This is a genomic window from Nocardiopsis gilva YIM 90087, assembly GCF_002263495.1.
GTDB classification, from domain to species: Bacteria; Actinomycetota; Actinomycetes; order Streptosporangiales; family Streptosporangiaceae; genus Nocardiopsis_C; species Nocardiopsis_C gilva.
In genome coordinates this window covers 4,290,330-4,307,812 of the sequence record NZ_CP022753.1, presented here as the reverse complement: position 1 = coordinate 4,307,812, position 17,483 = coordinate 4,290,330, and the positions used below count along the sequence as shown (strand labels likewise).

16 protein-coding genes are annotated in these 17,483 nt (G+C 71.0%); 14 read left to right on the top strand and 2 right to left on the bottom strand.

The window, feature by feature from the left end; translation table 11 throughout:
- Window positions 1–29 precede the first annotated feature (29 nt).
- Window positions 30–1,469, bottom strand: a complete 1,440-nt coding sequence (locus CDO52_RS28860) for a M15 family metallopeptidase (RefSeq protein WP_017619197.1) — start codon at window positions 1,467–1,469, stop codon at window positions 30–32.
- A gap of 528 nt (window positions 1,470–1,997) precedes the next feature.
- On the opposite strand from CDO52_RS28860, the gene CDO52_RS19370 reads away from it, so the two are divergent.
- From CDO52_RS19370 to CDO52_RS19355, 4 genes are all read left to right on the top strand, one after another.
- Window positions 1,998–5,315, top strand: coding sequence for a sensor histidine kinase (locus CDO52_RS19370; protein WP_094932593.1), 3,318 nt, complete (start codon window positions 1,998–2,000; stop codon window positions 5,313–5,315).
- A gap of 224 nt (window positions 5,316–5,539) precedes the next feature.
- Entirely contained in the window at window positions 5,540–5,932 is a 393-nt protein-coding gene (locus CDO52_RS19365; RefSeq protein ID WP_026125892.1) for a roadblock/LC7 domain-containing protein, read from the top strand.
- A 29-nt stretch (window positions 5,933–5,961) separates the two neighbouring features.
- Window positions 5,962–6,456, top strand: a complete 495-nt coding sequence (locus CDO52_RS19360) for a DUF742 domain-containing protein (protein ID WP_232524251.1) — start codon at window positions 5,962–5,964, stop codon at window positions 6,454–6,456.
- Between the two features lie 34 nt (window positions 6,457–6,490).
- Window positions 6,491–7,081, top strand: coding sequence for a GTP-binding protein (locus CDO52_RS19355; protein ID WP_017619193.1), 591 nt, complete (start codon window positions 6,491–6,493; stop codon window positions 7,079–7,081).
- Between the two features lie 419 nt (window positions 7,082–7,500).
- Here CDO52_RS19355 and CDO52_RS19350 read toward each other — a convergent pair whose 3' ends face one another.
- Complete coding sequence (locus CDO52_RS19350; RefSeq protein ID WP_017619192.1) at window positions 7,501–8,169, bottom strand: cyclase family protein; 669 nt, start codon at window positions 8,167–8,169, stop codon at window positions 7,501–7,503.
- 139 nt (window positions 8,170–8,308) lie between these two features.
- Between CDO52_RS19350 and CDO52_RS19345 the strand changes: the two genes are divergently transcribed.
- From CDO52_RS19345 to CDO52_RS19300, 10 genes are all read left to right on the top strand, one after another.
- Window positions 8,309–10,012, top strand: coding sequence for a DUF885 domain-containing protein (locus tag CDO52_RS19345; RefSeq protein WP_017619191.1), 1,704 nt, complete (start codon window positions 8,309–8,311; stop codon window positions 10,010–10,012).
- A gap of 123 nt (window positions 10,013–10,135) precedes the next feature.
- Complete coding sequence (locus CDO52_RS19340) at window positions 10,136–10,687, top strand: HIT family protein (protein WP_017619190.1); 552 nt, start codon at window positions 10,136–10,138, stop codon at window positions 10,685–10,687.
- Window positions 10,688–10,712: 25 nt separating this feature from the next.
- The gene (locus CDO52_RS19335) at window positions 10,713–11,087 is read left to right on the top strand and encodes a thiol-disulfide oxidoreductase DCC family protein (RefSeq protein ID WP_017619189.1); all 375 of its coding nucleotides are present in this window, start codon (window positions 10,713–10,715) and stop codon (window positions 11,085–11,087) included.
- A gap of 79 nt (window positions 11,088–11,166) precedes the next feature.
- Entirely contained in the window at window positions 11,167–11,799 is a 633-nt protein-coding gene (gene pgsA, locus CDO52_RS19330; RefSeq protein WP_017619188.1) for a phosphatidylinositol phosphate synthase, read from the top strand.
- A gap of 125 nt (window positions 11,800–11,924) precedes the next feature.
- Window positions 11,925–12,956: a phosphatidylinositol mannoside acyltransferase gene (locus CDO52_RS19325; protein WP_017619187.1), complete on the top strand. Its 1,032-nt coding sequence runs from the start codon at window positions 11,925–11,927 to the stop codon at window positions 12,954–12,956.
- A gap of 4 nt (window positions 12,957–12,960) precedes the next feature.
- Complete coding sequence (locus CDO52_RS19320; RefSeq protein WP_026125889.1) at window positions 12,961–14,106, top strand: glycosyltransferase family 4 protein; 1,146 nt, start codon at window positions 12,961–12,963, stop codon at window positions 14,104–14,106.
- A 4-nt stretch (window positions 14,107–14,110) separates the two neighbouring features.
- Window positions 14,111–14,665 carry a LemA family protein gene (locus tag CDO52_RS19315; RefSeq protein ID WP_094932592.1) on the top strand — a complete coding sequence of 185 codons (555 nt, stop codon included), beginning with the start codon at window positions 14,111–14,113 and terminating at the stop codon, window positions 14,663–14,665.
- Between the two features lie 190 nt (window positions 14,666–14,855).
- Window positions 14,856–15,767, top strand: a complete 912-nt coding sequence (pdxS, locus tag CDO52_RS19310; RefSeq protein ID WP_017619183.1) for a pyridoxal 5'-phosphate synthase lyase subunit PdxS — start codon at window positions 14,856–14,858, stop codon at window positions 15,765–15,767.
- A gap of 266 nt (window positions 15,768–16,033) precedes the next feature.
- The gene (gene pdxT / locus CDO52_RS19305) at window positions 16,034–16,642 is read left to right on the top strand and encodes a pyridoxal 5'-phosphate synthase glutaminase subunit PdxT (RefSeq protein ID WP_017619182.1); all 609 of its coding nucleotides are present in this window, start codon (window positions 16,034–16,036) and stop codon (window positions 16,640–16,642) included.
- The gene (locus CDO52_RS19300) at window positions 16,639–17,388 is read left to right on the top strand and encodes a YebC/PmpR family DNA-binding transcriptional regulator (protein ID WP_017619181.1); all 750 of its coding nucleotides are present in this window, start codon (window positions 16,639–16,641) and stop codon (window positions 17,386–17,388) included. The genes pdxT and CDO52_RS19300 overlap by 4 nt, the downstream gene beginning before the upstream one ends.
- Window positions 17,389–17,483: the final 95 nt, after the last annotated feature.

Below are 17,483 nucleotides of genomic sequence, written 5' to 3'. Positions count from 1 at the left end.
GGGGCCGGACGCCTCATGCCGCCGCACCGTTATCGCCCGGTGAACTCCCAGTGCCACGGCTCGAAACCATGGCGCGCCCACTGCGGATTCTCCCAGCCGTAGTCCGGCGCGTTGGCCAGCATCCACTCGTGCTCGACCGAGCCGTACTCGTTGACGCCGCCGCACAGGTCCACCGCGCCGCCCAGTCCGTGGGTGCTGGTGCCGGGATGGGCGGCCATGCCGGCCGCCATCTCGCGGAACAGGCGGACCTGTTCGCCGAGCGGACGGTAGGAATCCGCCACGCACATCGGGCGGCCGAACCTGTCCTGGAACGCGCCGTCGAGCTCGATGAACGCCGCCGCCGCGTCGGCGCGCAGCATCTCGCCGGGCTGGGGGAGCGGGCATAGCGCGGACCTGGGGATCCTCCCGTTGGCATACGCGCTCAGGTCACCGCCGGTGCACAGGGAATCCGCATCGGCCGCGGAATCCCCGTCCGCGGCGCCGTCCCATGTCCCGGAGCCGCCCCCGTCACCCGCGCGGGTGTCCTCCGCGAGCTGCCGCACCCGCTCGCCGCCGTCTCCGGCCGCCTCAGCGGCCCTGGTTCCGCCCGCCGCCGTGTCCGCCGCGGTGCTTCCGCCGCTGTGGCCTCGCGTCGCGAGCTCCCGTGCGCCGGAGGTGTTCGCGGCCGCCTGCTCCGCGCGCACAAGTGCGCGGCTGCGCCGCTGCTCCCGGCCGGAAGTGTCGCCCTGGGCATGGCTCAGCCGGGCATGCACCCGCGACTGCCGCGCCAGGATGGCGGAAATCGCGTCCTCCTCCGCCCGCACGATGTCGAAGGCCTCCCGTTTCGCATCGGCGGCGGCCGCGGTGGCCTCCTGCTGCTTCTCGGCCGCGGAATCGGCCAGGGACCGCAGGGTGTCGGCGGCGATGTCGCCTGCCTTCGCGCGGTCGAGGACCTGGCCGCGCCGGTCGGCCAGCATCGCGATGTAGGCGGAGCGGTCCAGGAACTCCTGGGGGCCGCCGGGCGTCGCGAAGGCCCCAGCGGGGTGCAGCTCGGCGCCCTTGTAGGCGGAGACCGCATGCCGTACGGCGGCCCTCCTGGACTCCGCCTGGCGCTCCCGCGCGTGGTCCGCCGCACGACGGGCCGAGCTCAGCGCCCGTTCGGCGTCCTGCAGCCGGTCCTCCTCCTGCAGGTAGTCGAGGATGGCCCGGTCGGCGTCGGCGTAGAGGTCGTCGAGCTGCGAGCGGACGGCGGCGAACCGCGCCTTGAGCGCCCCGACCGAGTCGTCGGCCGCGAGTTCGTCCGCGGCCGCGGGGTCAGCGCCCGCGTCCGGACTCCCTCGCTCGCTCCCCGTGGTCCCGGTGCCGTCGGGAGGATCGGCGTACGCGGGCGCCCCGAGTGTCAGTGACGCCGCGGCCGACAGCGGCACCACCAGCCCCGCGCCGATGGCCGCGGAGCAGGTTGCCCGGACTACGCGACCGACATCGGGCAAGCCGGACCAACCTGGACGATCTGCCAACGTCTTCCACTGATTCACGACCGTTCCCCCCGAAACCCACGTGTGCAGTAGTCACATTGACAGCCGGTACCACGTGCCGCCGAGCATGTCCGGGGCGTGTTCGAAAAGTTATCGATGCGTTGGGAATGGTGGGGCGCATGGGGCATAGCCTGCGGAATCGGCCCAACCGAGGGGATGATCCGGGCATCGGGAACGATCTGCCCCAAGTGGATCACGGGAGTGGGCGGATCGCGGGATCCGAGGTCTCTGTGTGGATTGATACGCTATCCACCTCACGTGCACCATTGATGGTTTATGGAGCACAACGCCTCTCACCCCTCATGAGGCGAGTCCCGGTGCGAAAGAGCCTCCCAGTTTTCTGCGCGCCGACGCCGGCGGCAGTAGGCCCGAGCGGCTTCCCCGCGTCACTCAGGGTTCTCCCAAGCGTTGCCGGACCCGACTACTCATGAGGGTCCACGTCCCCATCACCCGAGGCGGTGACACGAAAGGTTGCGAGGGTCCGTGTCGACACGAGCGACAGAACATGGAGCCGGCGCCCCGGCCGAGGAGCCGACGGAAAGCGTCGAAGCCGCGCCGAAGCGCCGCGGTCGCTGGTTCGCGCCACGTAACTGGCGAGTCCGTTCCCGGCTCGTCGCGCTGATCGTCATCCCCACCGCTGTCGCGCTGGTGCTGGGTGGTCTGCGGATCTCCGAGAGCGTCGTGAACACGGTCACCCACGACCGCATCAAGAGCACCGCGTCGCTGGGTGAGGCGGTCGTCAACCTGGGCAACCGGTTGGGCCAGGAGCGGTCGGCCAGCGCCGTCTACATCGCCGACGATCCCAATCCGGACAAGCGCGATGAGAAGCTCCTGCGCGAGCTGCAGGACCGGATCCAGAACACGAAGCAGGCCAAGCAGAAGGTCGACAGCAAGATCCAGGAGCTGGGCGACCCCGGGACCGACCTGGGCCGCAACCGGATGTCCCAGATGCTGAACAACCTGGACAGCCTCGACACCGTGCGCGACGAGGTCCAGGACTCCCGCATCACGGTGCTGCCCACGGCCACCAAGTACCGCCAGGTGATCAACTCCCTCACCGACTTCAACCAGACCATCGCCGAATCCACCGACGACACCGGCCTGCGCGAGAGCGTGCGCGCGATGACGGCGGTGGGCCGCGCCCGCGAGCACCTGTCGTACGAGTCGGCGCTCATGCTGCACTCGCTGATGCGCGGATCGATGTCCAGCGGTGTCCAGGAGGCCATCTCCAGCAGCCGGGCGCGCTACGACAACGAGATCCAGAACTTCACCGGTGCGGCCACGGTCGGCCAGCGCCAGATGTTCGACGACACCTTCAAGGGGCTCGACGTCAGCCGGATGGAGACCACCCGGCTGCGCGTCATGATGCGCCTGGAGACCGACCAGAAGCTGACCGGCGTCACGGCCAATGACGACCCGGAGAGCTACGACGAGGCCTCCGGCGCCACCCTCGACAAGATGGAGGAGGTCGAGCGGAAGCTGGCCGGGGCGGTCGGCTCCCGGGCCTCGGCCCTCGAATCCAGCGCCCTGTGGCGGGCCGCGGTGGAGACGCTGGTCGTGCTGCTCGTGATCATCGCGGTCTTCGTCATCACCTCGCTCGTGGTCCGCTCACTGGTCCGGCCGCTGCGCCGACTCCGTGAGGGCGCCATCCGGATCGCCGAGGAGGACCTGCCCGACTCCATCACCCGGATGCAGGAGACCAGCTCCGCGCCCGAGGAGGTCGCGGTCGCGCCGATCGAGGTCGGCACCAAGGACGAGATCGGCGAGGTCGCCCGGTCCTTCGACGAAGTCCACCGCGTGGCGCTGCGCCTGGCCTCCGAAGAGGCGGCACTGCGCAGCAACGTCAACGCGATGTTCGTCAACCTCTCCCGGCGCAGCCAGACGCTGGTGGAACGGCAGCTGCGGCTCATCGACGGGCTGGAGCAGAGCGAGCAGGACTCCGACCGGCTGTCGGACCTGTTCTCGCTGGACCACCTGGCCACCCGTATGCGCCGCAACAACGAGAACCTGCTGGTCCTCTCCGGCCAGGACAACACCCGCAAGTGGGCGCAGCCGGTGCCGCTGGTCGACGTGCTGCGCGCCGCCTCCTCCGAGGTCGAACAGTACGAGCGCGTCAACGTCCGCGCCCCCTCGCACATCTCGGTGCTCGGCCGCCCCGTCAACGACGTCATCCACCTCGTCGCCGAGCTGGTGGAGAACGCCACCTCCTTCTCCCCGAACGACTCCGAGGTCTCGGTCGAGGCCGAGGCCCTCGACAACGGCGGCGTGCGGGTCGAGGTCACCGACAGCGGCATCGGCATGGAGGCCGACGAGCTCGCCGAGATCAACGAGCGCCTGTCCCAGCCGCCCGTCATCGACGTCGCCGTCTCCCGCCGCATGGGCCTGTTCGTGGTCAGCCGCCTGGCCGCCCGCCACGGCATCCAGGTGCGCCTGCACCCGGCCCACAACGGCGGTGTTACGGCCACCGCGGTCTTCCCGTCGGACCTGCTGATCACGCCGGTCGAGCCCACCGGCGGCCAGCCGAGCGCCCTGCCGCCGGTCCCCGACACCTACGCCGAGGCCACGGCCGCCTTCGCGGCCAACCCCGCGCCCGCCGAGCCCGGCGACATCTGGCAGACGGGCGACTCGGGCGAGGAGAGCCGCTCCCGGCTGCCCAAGCGGCAGCCCGGCGCCGGTACCCGGTCCGACGAGCACCCGCCCAGCGGCGAGGACCTGTGGGGCGGCGCCGGGTGGAACACCGGGCCGTCCACCCCGATGGAGTCGCCGTCCCTGCCCCCGAGCACGCCCCCGGCACCCGAGCCCCCGGCGGTGTCGGAGGAGTGGCCCGCGGCGCCGTCCGCCGACCCCTCGACCACTGGGAGCTTCGGCACGGGGCCCCAGACCCCGCAGGAGCGCCCCTCGCAGTGGTCCGCGGACTCCTTCACGGGCGACGCGTTCGGCGGCGAGTCGACCCCGTCCAGCTTCGACGCCTTCGGCGGCGACCGCCTCGGCGCGGGCGACACCGGGGCGTTCCCGGCCGAGTCCGCGCCGCCCGCCGAGCCGCCGTCCGCCGCGCCCGAGCCGCCCGCTGCGGCTCCGGAACCCCCCGCCCCGGGGTGGACCTCGGCCGGAGCCTCCGCGGCGCCGGACAGGGCCGACGACTGGCGCAGTGAGCGCGAGCCGGTGGTCGACCCGTGGGCGCACGGCTCGGAACAGCCCGAGCCCCGCCCGGTCGCCGAGCCCGACTCGCGCGAGGGCTACGGCTCCACCGCCTACCTGTCCCGCCGCTACGGCAATGGCGGAGCAGGGCACAGCACCGTGGTCCCGCCGTCGCCGGACGGCGGCGGCGAGGCACTGCCGATCTTCGACGCGATCGAGTCGAACTGGTTCCGCCGCCGCAGCGGCGGCCCCACCGCGGCCGAGCCGGAGACCGGCCCCATGGCCAGCATGGGCGAGACCAACGGCGCCGTCGCCGACGAGGCTCCGGCCGCTGCGATGCCGCAGGCCACGCCCGGATCCTCGGCACCGAGGGAGACCACTCCCGAACCGCAGCCCGAGGACGAATGGCGCTCGGACGCCGACCGCGGTTGGCAGGCCGCGCGCTCCGCGGCCGAGCCCATGGCGGGCGGGTTGACGTCATCGGGGTTGCCAAAACGCGTTCCCAAGGCAAACCTTGTGCCCGGTACGGTTCCCCAACCGGACAACGTTCGGCAGATCCCCGCCCGGTCCGCCGACCGGGTCCGAAACCGGTTCGCCGGGTTGCAGAAGGGCGTCCAAGAAGGACGTCAGCAGGGTGGCGGCCGGTCGTCAGAGGAGAAGTGAGCAGTGCCCAGTGCGACCTCGGCCGGTCATCATCCGGCCCGCTGCGTCCGGGTCCGCGGACCCGGAACGCGGGGCGGCCGAAGATCACGGATGGGCCATGAATTAGCATCATCCGCACTTCCAGGACATTCGTTCCCCATAAAGTCACTATCGAAGAACACTTGGCTGACTGGCGGCCCCTGCTTGGGTGGCCCGCGCGAAGGCCGGGACGGACAGGAGAGCAGATGAGTCAACCGGTGAATGAGCTCAACTGGCTGATCACTGACTTCGCAAACCGTGTGCCGGACGTCGCCCACGCGATCGTCGTTTCCTCGGACGGGCTCCCGCTCGCGGCATCGTCCGGATTCCCCGCGGACCGGGCGGACCAGCTGGCGGCGATCGCCTCGGGGCTGTCCAGCCTGACCCAGGGTGCCTCGCGCGTCTTCGAAGGCGGGGCGGTCGCCCAGACCGTCGTCGAGATGGAGCGCGGGCTGCTGCTCATCATGTCGATCAGTGACGGCTCCTGCCTCGCCGCCCTTGCCTCGGCCAACTGCGATCTGGGGCTGGTCGCCTACGAGATGACCCTGCTCGTCGAGCGAACCGGGCGGGCACTGACTCCGGCGGCGCGTACCTCGTGAATCCACTGAACCACCACGGACAGGAGGAAGTGGTGGCACCTCACAGTCGAGATGCCGGGAGCGCCTCGTGGTTCGGACAAGAAGCCGTCAGTGCCCACAGAGCGCTGGCGGACGGTCCGAGCGGAGATGTTCCACGACCTAGCCAGCAATCAGTCGACCAACAACCACGGCCGGCGGCTCCCAACGGCCCCAGCTCGCTGGTCCGGCCCTACGCTGTCACCAAGGGACGGACCAAGCCGAAGTCCCAGCTGCCGCTGGAGGCCCTGATCTCGTCGACGGCGACGGCCCGCAACGAACAGGGCACCCTGACACCCGAGTGCCAGGCGATCAGTGACCTGTGCCGGGAGTGGCGCTCCGTGGCCGAGATCTCCGCGCTGCTGCGGATCCCGCTCGGTGTCGCCCGGGTGCTCGTCGCGGACATGTCCGAGCAGGGTCTGGTCCAGATCCGCTCGTCGCTCAACACCGACAGCCGGCCCAACGTCAACCTGCTTGAAAGGGTGCTCAGTGGACTTCGCAAGCTCTAGCGCGGCCGATGGGGGCGGTGCTTCGGCGAGCGCGATGACGTCGGTCAAGATCGTTGTCGCCGGAGGCTTCGGTGTCGGTAAAACGACGTTCGTGGGCTCCGTTTCCGAGATCGTGCCGCTGACCACCGAAGCGGTCATGACCAGCGCGAGTGTCGGGGTCGACGACCTCGCCAAGACGCCGGACAAGCAGACCACCACCGTGGCCATGGACTTCGGCCGGGTCTCCCTGGACTCGGACCTGATCCTCTACCTGTTCGGTACGCCTGGTCAGCACCGGTTCTGGTTCATGTGGGACGACCTGGTCAAGGGCGCCATCGGCGCCGTCGTCCTGGTCGACACCCGCCGGCTCGCCGACTGTTTCCCCGCGATCGACTACTTCGAAGAGGCACGCCTGCCCTTCATCGTCGCGATCAACGGTTTCGACGGCTACTACCCGCACGCCGCGGACGAGGTCCGCGATGCGCTGACGCTCAGCCCGGAGATCCCGATCGTCCAGGTGGACGCCCGCGACCGCACGTCCACCAAGTCGACGCTCATCACCCTGGTCGAGCACGCCATCACTGTGGGCGACCCGGGTGGCGCTGGTCAGCCGACCTCCACCGGAGGCCAGAGCTCCTGGCGGTGACGCTGTGCTCCTGGGAGAACCAGAGCCCGGGAGCATGGTCCTTCCTGCGGGACGTGACGAACGAGGCGGGACAGGGGGCAGGACGACGCCCGCCCCCCATCACCTTAGTGCCTTTTGTGCGCTCGGGCTCTTCGTTTGCTTCGCCGCCGATCCAGTTGGGCCTGCGGCTGTCGGGGATCGACGGCTCCGCTCACTCGATCGCCCTCGCGTCTGTGCTTTTTGTGCGCTCGGGCTCCTCGTTTGCTCCGCCGCCGATCCAGTTGGGCCTGCGGCCGTGGGGGATCGACGGCTCCGCTCACTCGATCGCCCTCGCGTCAGTGCCTTTTGTGCGCTCGGGCTCTTCGTTTGCTTCGCCGCCGATCCTGTCGGGCCTGCGGCCGTGGGGGATCGACGACTTCGCTCACTCGATCGCCCTCGCGTCACGCCGCCATGCGCATCGCCACCGCCCGAACGGGCGCGCCGTCGCCGCTGGCGAGGCGGATCGGAAACGCGCTGAACACCGGGTCGGGGAAATCGATCCGGTCCAGATCGCACAGGTTCTCGATGATGGTCCCGCCCGCGCCCAGGACAGCGAGGTGCGCGTCCCATCCGCTGCCCTCGTGGCCGCCGTAGGGCGTCTCGTCGGGGCTCAGCGCGTCCACGCCGATCGTGCGCACCCCCAACCCCACCAGCCACCGGGCGGCGTCACCGTCCAGGTAGGGATGGTCGAAGTACCGCTCAGTCCGGTAATAGGCCGACCAGCCCGTGCGCAGCAGCACGATCACCCCCGGCCCGAACTCCTCCCCCCATGGCGCCAGATCGGCCCGGGTGATGGGGGAGCGGTCCGCTCTGCCCGTGACATCCACCACCACCGCGGGGCCGCAGAACAGCTCCAGCGGCAGCTCCTCCAGCCGCGCTCCGTCGGAGAGGAAGTGGAACGGGGCGTCGGCGTGCGTCCCGGTCTGCGACGTCAGGTGCAGCTCCGTCAAGTTGAACCCTTCGACGGCGACGGTCGCCGACGACTCCAGTGACGGCTCCGGGTCGCCAGGGAAGACTTGGGTGTCCGGACCCACAGGGCGGCTCAGATCGACGATTCGTGTCGCGCGCATGACACGCCTTTCCTTTTTCTCCCCTTCACCCGCCGGTCGGGCCCTCCTCCGGCGTAGCAGACTAACGTGGGCGGACCAACGTGGGCGGACCAACCTGGGGATGTGCGACGCGCCCCCGGACAGGGCAGGATGAACGGCGATGACTGAGAACGTTCCGCAGGGGCAGCCCGACCCCGGCGCCAATGCCATGACCGACCGGTTTCACGACGTCGGGGAGCGCGTGCTGGACGCGCTGCTCGCCGAGTCCCCCGAATGGGCGAGCGAACTGGGCGACCACCGGTTCGCCGACCGGCTCACCGACCACTCCGCCGACGCCGACGCGCGCCGCGCGGGGATGCTGGGCGACGCCCTCGGCGCGCTCGACGAGATCGACGACCTGCTGCTGCCCGCCGCCGACCGGGTGGACCTGGAGATGCTGCGCAACCGCGTCTCCGCCGACCTGTGGCGGCTCACCGAGCTGCGGCCGCACACCTGGGACCCCCTCCTCCAGCTGCCGGGCGACGCCCTCTACGGGCTCATCGTCCGCTCCTCGCAGCCGCTGGAGGAGCGGCTGACGGCGCTGGCCACGCGCTGCGACGCCGTGCCCGACTTCCTCGCGACCGCGCGCACCCGCCTGGACGGCGGCCCCGGCATGCCGCGCGTCCACGTGGAGACCGCCATCGCCCAGGCCGAGGGCGCGGTGGCGATGCTCGGCCGCGAGGTCGACGCGTTGTTGGACGACGCCCCTGCCCTCCGGGCGCAGGTCGGCGCCGCGCGCGAGCGGGCCGTGGCCGCCGTGCGCGAGCACATCGACTGGCTCCGCACGCGCCTCGACGGGGCCACCGCCGACCCCCGGCTCGGCGAGCGCGCCTACGCCGCACAGCTCTGGTACACCCTCGACTCCGAGATCTCCCGCGAGGCGCTGCTGACCCGCGCCGAGAGCGATCTGCTGGCCACCGAGGAGGAGATCGCCGAGGCCGCGGCCGAGTACGACGGCACGCCTCGCTACCAGGGGCAGGTCCGCGCGGTGCTCGACCGGATCGCCGCCGCGACCGCGACCAGCGCCGACACCATCCGGCCACTGGCCGAGGAGGCCTTCGACCACCTGCTCGGCCGGATGCGCGAGATCGACCTCGCCTCGATCCCCGACCACCCGGTGAAGGTCATCACCATGCCGGAGTCCCGGCGCGGCGTGGCCGTCGCCTACTGCGACCCGCCCGGCCCGCTGTCGCCGACCACGGGCGAGCCGACGCTCATCGCCGTCGCGCCCCCGCCCGCCGACTGGACGACCGAGCGGCAGGACTCCTTCTACCGCGAGTACAACGCCACCATGCTGCGCAACCTCATGGTGCACGAGGGCGTTCCCGGCCACGCCCTGCAGCTGGCGCACGCCGCCGGATACGAGGGCGGCACCCGTATCCGTCGCGCCCTGATGAGCGGCACGTTCGTCGAGGGCTGGGCCGTCTACACCGAGGAGGTCCTGGCCGGGCACGGCTGGGCCGAGGGCGCCGAGCGGGACAACCTCGCGCTGCGGCTGATCCAGCTCAAGATGCGGCTGCGGATGATCATCAACGCGATCCTCGACGTGCGCACCCACGCGCTCGGGCTCACCGAGTCCGAGGCCATGGCGCTGCTCACCGAGCGCGGCCACCAGGAGGAGGGCGAGGCCGCCGGCAAGTGGCGCCGGGCCCAGCTCACCAGCGCCCAGCTGTCCACCTACTACGTGGGCTATCGCGAGGTCGCCGACCTCGCCCGGGACCTTAAGGAGGCGAGCCCCGGCGCCGATCCGCGGGAGATCCACGACGCGATGCTCGCCCACGGCTCTCCTTCCCCGCGCCATCTGCGCACCCTCCTGGGCGCGTGACCGTCAACCGTGGCGGAACCGTGGCCTCCTGTGGCGCATGGGGCAGCGGGGGCCTCCTATGCTGGAAACCGCCAAGCAGCGGGAGAATGACGGCATGAGCGAATTCGATGGGGTGAGCGGGCGATGAGCGGGTCGGAGCGGGAGGACGTCTCGGGCGGCGCCGTGGATCCCGACGGCTTCCAGCGCCTGTGGACACCGCACCGCATGGCCTACATCAAGGGCGACAAGCCCAAGACGTCGGCCGCCGGTGACGGCTGCCCGTTCTGCCGCGCGCCGGGGCTGCCGGACGAGGAAGGCCTCGTCGTGGCCCGCGGGAAGACCACGTTCGCGGTGCTCAACCTGTACCCCTACAACAGCGGGCACCTGATGATCTGCCCCTACCGGCACGTCGCCGACTACACCGAGCTGGACGAGGCCGAGACCGCCGAACTCGCCGCGATGACCCAGGACGGCATCACCGCACTGCGCCGGTCCGCCGGACCGCAGGGGTTCAACGTGGGGATGAACCTCGGCACGCCCGCGGGCGCGGGCATCGCCGCGCATCTGCACCAGCACATCGTTCCCCGCTGGGGAGGCGACACCAACTTCATGCCGGTGATCGGCCAGACCAAGGTGCTGCCGGAGATGCTGGCCCAGACCCGCGCGGCACTGGCCGAGCACTGGCCAGAACACTAAGAGACGGTCGGACGACGGAGGCGGCATGTCCACACCGGTGCTGGTTTTCGACGGCGACTGCGCCTTCTGCAGCTCGTGCGTGGAGTTCGCGCTGCGTCACGTGGTTCCCGACATCGTGGCCGTGCCCTTTCAGGACGGCGGCCTCAGCGATGAGCTGGCGAGCCGCGCCCAGAGCGAGATCCTGGTGCTGCACCCCGACGGGCGCCGCGTGTGGGGCGGCATCGACGCCGTCGCCGTGCTCCTGCTCGCGTCGCCGCGGCGCGTGTGGCGACCGCTCGGCCTCCTGCTGCGGACCGGCCCGCTGCGTGCGGTGGGCGCCATCGCCTACCGCTGGGTGGCGGCCAACCGCCACCGGATGCCGGGTGGGACCGCCGCCTGCCGGATCCGTCCGCCCGAGTGAGGGGAGACACGCGCACCCCACGGTGAGCGTGGCGCACCCCGCGTGTCACGGACCATCCGCTCTAGGATCTAGAGAAGTCATGCTGCGAATCCTGCGTCCTGCCGTCGCCCGAGTCACCCGCCCCGTGGGGCAGGGGCTCGCACGCATCGGCCTCACCCCCAACACGGTCACCATCATCGGGGCGATCGGTGTCGTCGCGAGCTCGATGTACTTCTACCCGCGCGGCGAGCTCTACGTCGGCACAATCGTCGTCACGGTGTTCGTGCTGTTCGACATGTTGGACGGTGCCGTGGCGCGCTCCACGGGCGCCGACAGCAAGTGGGGGGCCTTCCTCGACTCCACGCTGGACCGGCTGTCCGACGCCGCGATCTTCGCCGGACTGCTGTGGTGGTTCATCGGCGAGGGCAAGGACCCGGTCCTGGCCGGGCTGACCCTGTTCTGCATGATCGCCGGGTTCGGCGTCTCCTACATCAAGGCCCGGGCCGAAGGGCTGGGCGCCAACTGCGACGTGGGCATCGCCGAGCGCACGGAGCGCCTCATCCTCGTTCTCGTCGCCGCCGGCCTGGGCGGCCTGGGCGTCCCCTATGTCCTGGCGGGCGGCCTGTGGGTGCTGGCCGCGCTCAGCGCGGTGACCATCGCCCAGCGCCTGGTCGAGACACGGGCCAGGCTGACCGCGCCGCGCCAGCACGCGGGCGACTCCGAGAACGCCTGACCCAGCCCCCCGACGACTGAGCTTTCACCAGCGGTGCGGCGCGTCCCTGAAGCTGTTCCCGGAGGGGGCGAGGATGGCGCGGCATTCACCACCACCCATGACGAGGGAAGAGGCAGAGACGGGCGATGGATGAACGGACCTCCGCGGCGGCATTCACCGCGGCCTGGGCACTGATCCGCAAGGTGCCCGAGGGGGCCGGACGGCACGTGTTCGACCGGATCGCCGACCGTGCCTGGCGCAAGCGGGTCGCCGGTGTCCAGCAGCTGGAGGCCAACCTGCGGCGGGTCGCTGGACCGTACATCACCCTGTCCCAGCTGCGCGCGCTCTCGCGCGCGACCATGCGCTCCTACATGCGCTACTACTACGAGATGTTCCGCCTTCCGGCGATGCCCCGGGAACAGGTCATGGGGCGCGTGCACGTGACCGGTATCGAGAAGGTCGAGGAGAACCTCGGCCGTGGCCGGGGCGTCGTCGGGGCGCTGCCGCACATGGCCAACTACGATCTCGCCGGGGCGTGGATCGCGATGTATGGCATCCGGCCCACCACCGTCGCCCAGCGCGTCCGCCCGGAACGCCTCTTCCAGCGCTTCATGGCGTTCCGCGCCAGCATCGGCATCGAGGTGCTGCCGCTCACCGGCGGCGACGGCGACACCTTCGGCACGCTCGCCCGGCGGCTGCGCGACGGTCGCCTGGTCTGCCTGCTCGCCGACCGCGACCTTACACGTAACGGGGTCGAGGTCGACTTCTTCGGCGAGCCCGCGCGCATGCCCGTCGGCCCGGCCGCCCTGGCCGAGCGCACCGGTGCCGCGCTGCTGCCGGTGTCCCTGTGGTACGAGGACGATGCCATGCTCATCCACATCCATGACGAGATCCCCCAGCCCGTGGAGGGCAACCGCGAGTCCAAGGTCCGTGCGCTGACGCAGCGGCTTGCCGAGGAGTTCGAGGGCGCGATCGCCGAGCACCCGGAGAACTGGCACATGTTGCAGCGCGTGTTCACCGCGGACCTGTCCGGCGCGCACCCGATTCCCTTCGACTCGCCCGACACCGGCCCGGCTGCCGGGCGTGCGGGGCTCTCCGGGACTACCGTGGAAGCAGCCCCCGACGTGTCGGCGGATCCGGCCCCGCCGCGCGATGACGACGTCGGCCGGAGGCGGTGACGGGATGCGCGTAGGCCTGGTCTGTCCCTACACGTGGGACGTCCCCGGGGGCGTCCAGCAGCACGTGGGCGACCTCGCCGAAGCCCTCATGGAGCTCGGCCACGAGGTCTCCGTCCTGGCCCCGTGCGACTCCGACACCGAACTTCCCGCCCACATCGTCCCCGCCGGACGCGCCGTCCCCGTGCCCTACAACGGGTCGGTGGCGCGACTCGCGTTCGGCTTCCGGGTCGCGGCCCGCGTGCGGCGCTGGATCCGCGACGGCGAGTTCGACCTCCTGCACGTCCACGAACCCGCCGCCCCCAGCCTGTCCCTGCTGGCCTGCTGGGTGGCCGACGGCCCGATCGTCGCCACGTTCCACACCTCCAACCCCCGCTCGCGCGCGATGTCGGTGTCGGCCGCCGCGCTGCGCACCGCCCTGGAGAAGATCAGCGGCCGGATCGCCGTGTCGGAAGCCGCCCGGAAAACACTCGTCGGGCACCTCGGCGGCGACGCGGTCCTCATCCCCAACGGGGTCGCGGTGCAGCGCTTCGAGAAGGCCGAGCCGCTGGACGGCTGGCCCGGCGCGGGCGGCGCGATCGGCTTCGTGGGCCGCCTGGACGAGCCGCGCAAGGGACTGGGTGTGCTGCTGGACGCGTTCACCTCCCTGGGGCGCGAACGTGCGGGGCTGCGCCTGCTCGTCGCCGGACCCGGCGACGCCGGCGAGGCGCTCAGCCGCGTCCCGGTGGACCTGCGCGACCGGGTGGAGATGCTCGGACGCGTCGACGACGAGGACAAGGTCCGCGCCTACCACTCGGTCGACCTGTTCTGCGCCCCCAACCTGGGCGGGGAGAGCTTCGGCATCGTGCTCACCGAGGCGATGTCGGCCGGAGCCGCCATCCTGGCCAGCGACATCCCCGCGTTCCGGCACGTCCTGCGCGGCGGCGAGGCGGGCCGCCTGTTCGCCGTCGGCGACTCCGCCGCCCTGGCCGGAGGCGCCGCCGAGCTGCTCGACTCGCCGTCGCGCCGCCGCGCCCTGTCGGCGTCGGCGCGCGCCGCGGTGCGCGGATACGACTGGCGCACGGTCACCGAGGACGTGCTGCGGGTCTATGAGACCGTCCTGGCCGGTGCCGCGGTCGGGCCGGTGACGGCGGGACGGCGAGAGGAGGCATAGGCGGATGGCCGAGCTGCTGGCCGCCGTGTCCGCGGTCTTCGCGCTGCTGGTGCTGTCGGGCTTCTACATGTCCTGGCGGGCCGGCCGGCTGGACCGGCTGCACACCCGCGTGGAGACGGCGCAGGCGGCCCTGGACGCCGCGCTGGAACGACGCGGCGCCGTCGTCCTGGAGCTCGCCTCCGCGGCCGAACTGGAGCCGGCCTCCGCGGTGCTGTTGGCCGACGCCGCGGGCAAGGCGCGCCGGGCCACCGACCGCGCCGCGCGGGAGATGGCCGAGAGCAACCTGTCGCGGGCGCTGCGCGCGGTGGTGGACCAGCCCGGTTTCACCGAGGCAATGGCGGCGGTCCGCGACCCCGCCGGTGACGACCTGCTGGCCGAGGTCGAGGCCGCGGCCAAGCGCGTGCACCTGGCGCGGCGCTTCTACAACGACGGCGTCGCGAGCATCCGCGAGGCCCGCTCCAGCCGTCTGGTCACCGTCTTCCGGCTGGCCGGGCACGCGCCCATGCCGGAGTTCTTCGAGATGGACGACGAGCCTCCGGCCTGGGGTAGCCGGGACTGAGGGACGGCAACGGGGCAGCGGAGGAGGACAGAGTGTCGAGCCGCGTAGGCGAAAGGCACCGAAATGTCCTGAGAAAGGTGGGGAGGAGAGGATCTAGTATGGAGAGTGAAGAAGCCCGGATGCGGACCAACCTCGACGCATCGCGGGCGGGTAATCCCCTCTCCGCTGAAGAACTTGGGAGTCCGCCACCGTGGCCAACACCGTTGAGAACTCGACCGAGAGCACCGTGGGTACCACCCGCGTCAAGCGCGGCATGGCAGAGCAGCTCAAGAACGGCGTGATCATGGACGTGGTCACTCCGGAGCAGGCCAGGATCGCCGAGGACGCCGGTGCCGTCGCGGTCATGGCCCTGGAGCGCGTCCCCGCCGACATCCGCAAGGACGGCGGAGTGGCCCGGATGTCCGACCCGGACATGATCGACGGCATCGTCGAGGCCGTCTCCATCCCGGTCATGGCCAAGGCCCGCATCGGCCACTTCGTCGAGGCGCAGGTCCTGCAGTTCCTCGGTGTCGACTTCATCGACGAGTCGGAGGTGCTCACCCCGGCCGACGAGGCCCACCACATCGACAAGTGGGCCTTCACCGTTCCGTTCGTCTGCGGCGCCACCAACATCGGTGAGGCCCTGCGCCGGATCGCCGAGGGCGCGGCCATGATCCGCTCCAAGGGCGAGGCCGGGACCGGCAACGTCGTCGAGGCCACCCGGCACATGCGGTCGATCCGCTCCGAGATCAAGCGCCTGGGCACCCTCGACGAAGCCGAGCTCTTCGGTGCGGCCAAGGAGATGCGCGCGCCGTACGACATCGTCAAGGAGGTCGCGCGCCTGGGCAAGCTCCCGGTCCCGCTGTTCTCCGCCGGCGGCGTCGCCACCCCGGCCGACGCGGCCCTGATGCGCCAGCTCGGCGCCGAGAGCGTCTTCGTCGGCTCCGGCATCTTCAAGTCGGGCGACCCGGCCAAGCGCGCCGACGCCATCGTGCAGGCCACCCTGCACTACAACGACCCCGAGGTCATTGCCAAGGTCTCCCGCGGCCTGGGCGACGCCATGGTCGGCATCAACCTCGACGAGCTCGACGAGACCCAGCGCTACGCCGGGCGCGGCTGGTAGCCGGTCGTCGTTTCGTCGTTTCCCCGTCGGCGTACCCGGGCGCGCCGCACCGAGGCTGACCGTCGACGACGGTCGCTTTCGGTCGGCGCGTCCGGTCGTGTCTGCGTCTCCAGGTCCACGATCCGGCGGCCGGATCGGCGCCTTCAGCCCGGCCGCCGCGTGTCGTGTCCGGATTGCCAGAGCACCTAGGCTGGTGAATTGGGCAGCCGGACACAGCGCGACCCGGCCCACGCCCCAGCACCGCGAATCTCGAGCGAGGTAGTTCGTTGTCCGCCACACCCACCATCGGGGTCCTCGCCCTCCAGGGCGACACCGCCGAACACCTGCGTGTCCTCGAAGGACTCGGCGTTCCCGCGCGCCCGGTCCTGCGTCCCGAGGAACTCGACGAGGTCGACGGCCTGGTCCTCCCCGGTGGCGAGTCGACCACGATGTCCAAGCTCGCGGTGCGCTACGAGCTGATGGAACCGATGCGCAAGCGCATCCACGAGGGGCTGCCCGCCTACGGCACGTGCGCGGGGATGATCCTGCTGGCCGACCACATCCTGGACGGTGCCGCGGACCAGGAGACCGTCGGCGGGATCGACATGACGGTGCGGCGCAACGCCTTCGGCCGGCAGACCGAGTCCTTCGAGTCGCCGATCGAGATCGAGGGGGTCGACGGAGGACCGCTGGACGCGGTGTTCATCCGCGCGCCCTGGGTCGAGTCGGTCGGCGCCGACGTCGACGTGATCGGCCAGGTCACCCGCGGAGAACGGGCCGGTAGGATCGTCGCGGTACGGCAGGGGGCTCTGCTGGCCACCTCATTTCATCCCGAACTCACCGGGGACGCGCGTATCCACCGGCTCTTCGTCGACATGGTGAAAGGAAACGCATGAGCGGCCACTCCAAGTGGGCCACCACGAAGCACAAGAAAGCCGTCATCGACGCCAAGCGAGGCAAGCTCTTCGCCAAGCTGGTCAAGAACGTCGAGGTGGCCGCGCGCACTGGTGGTGGCGACCCGGATGGCAACCCGACGCTGTTCGACGCCATCCAGAAGGCGAAGAAGAACTCGGTTCCGCTGGACAACATCGAGCGCGCCCGCAAGCGCGGCTCCGGTGAGGAGGCCGGCGGGGCCACCTGGGAAACCATTATGTACGAGGGCTACGCCCCCGGCGGCGTGGCGCTGCTCGTCGAGTGCCTCACCGACAACCGCAACCGCGCGGCCTCCGAGGTGCGCGTGGCGGTCACCCGCAACGGCGGCTCGATGGCCGACGCCGGTTCGGTGTCCTACCTGTTCAGCCGCAAGGGTGTGGTGATCGTCTCCAAGGAGGGCACCACCGAGGACGACGTCACGCTCGCGGTGCTGGAGGCGGGTGCCGAGGACGTCAACGACCTGGGCGAGTCCTTCGAGGTCGTCTGCGAGGCCACCGACCTGGTGGACGTCCGCACGGCGCTGCAGGAGGCCGGTATCGACTACGAGTCGGCCGAGACCTCGTTCCTGCCGAGCATGGAGGTGCCCCTCGGCGAGGACGACGCCAAGAAGGTGATGCGCGTCGTCGACGCCCTTGAGGACTCCGACGACGTACAGAACGTGTTCACCAACGCCGACATCCCGGACGAGATCATGGAGAAGATCGGCTGACGGCGCCTTACGCGCACTTCCGCCGCGGGCCCCGCTGGAAACAGCGGGGCCCGCGGCGTTCCCGTTGATCTCGGGGATATCGACCTTGTACCGGC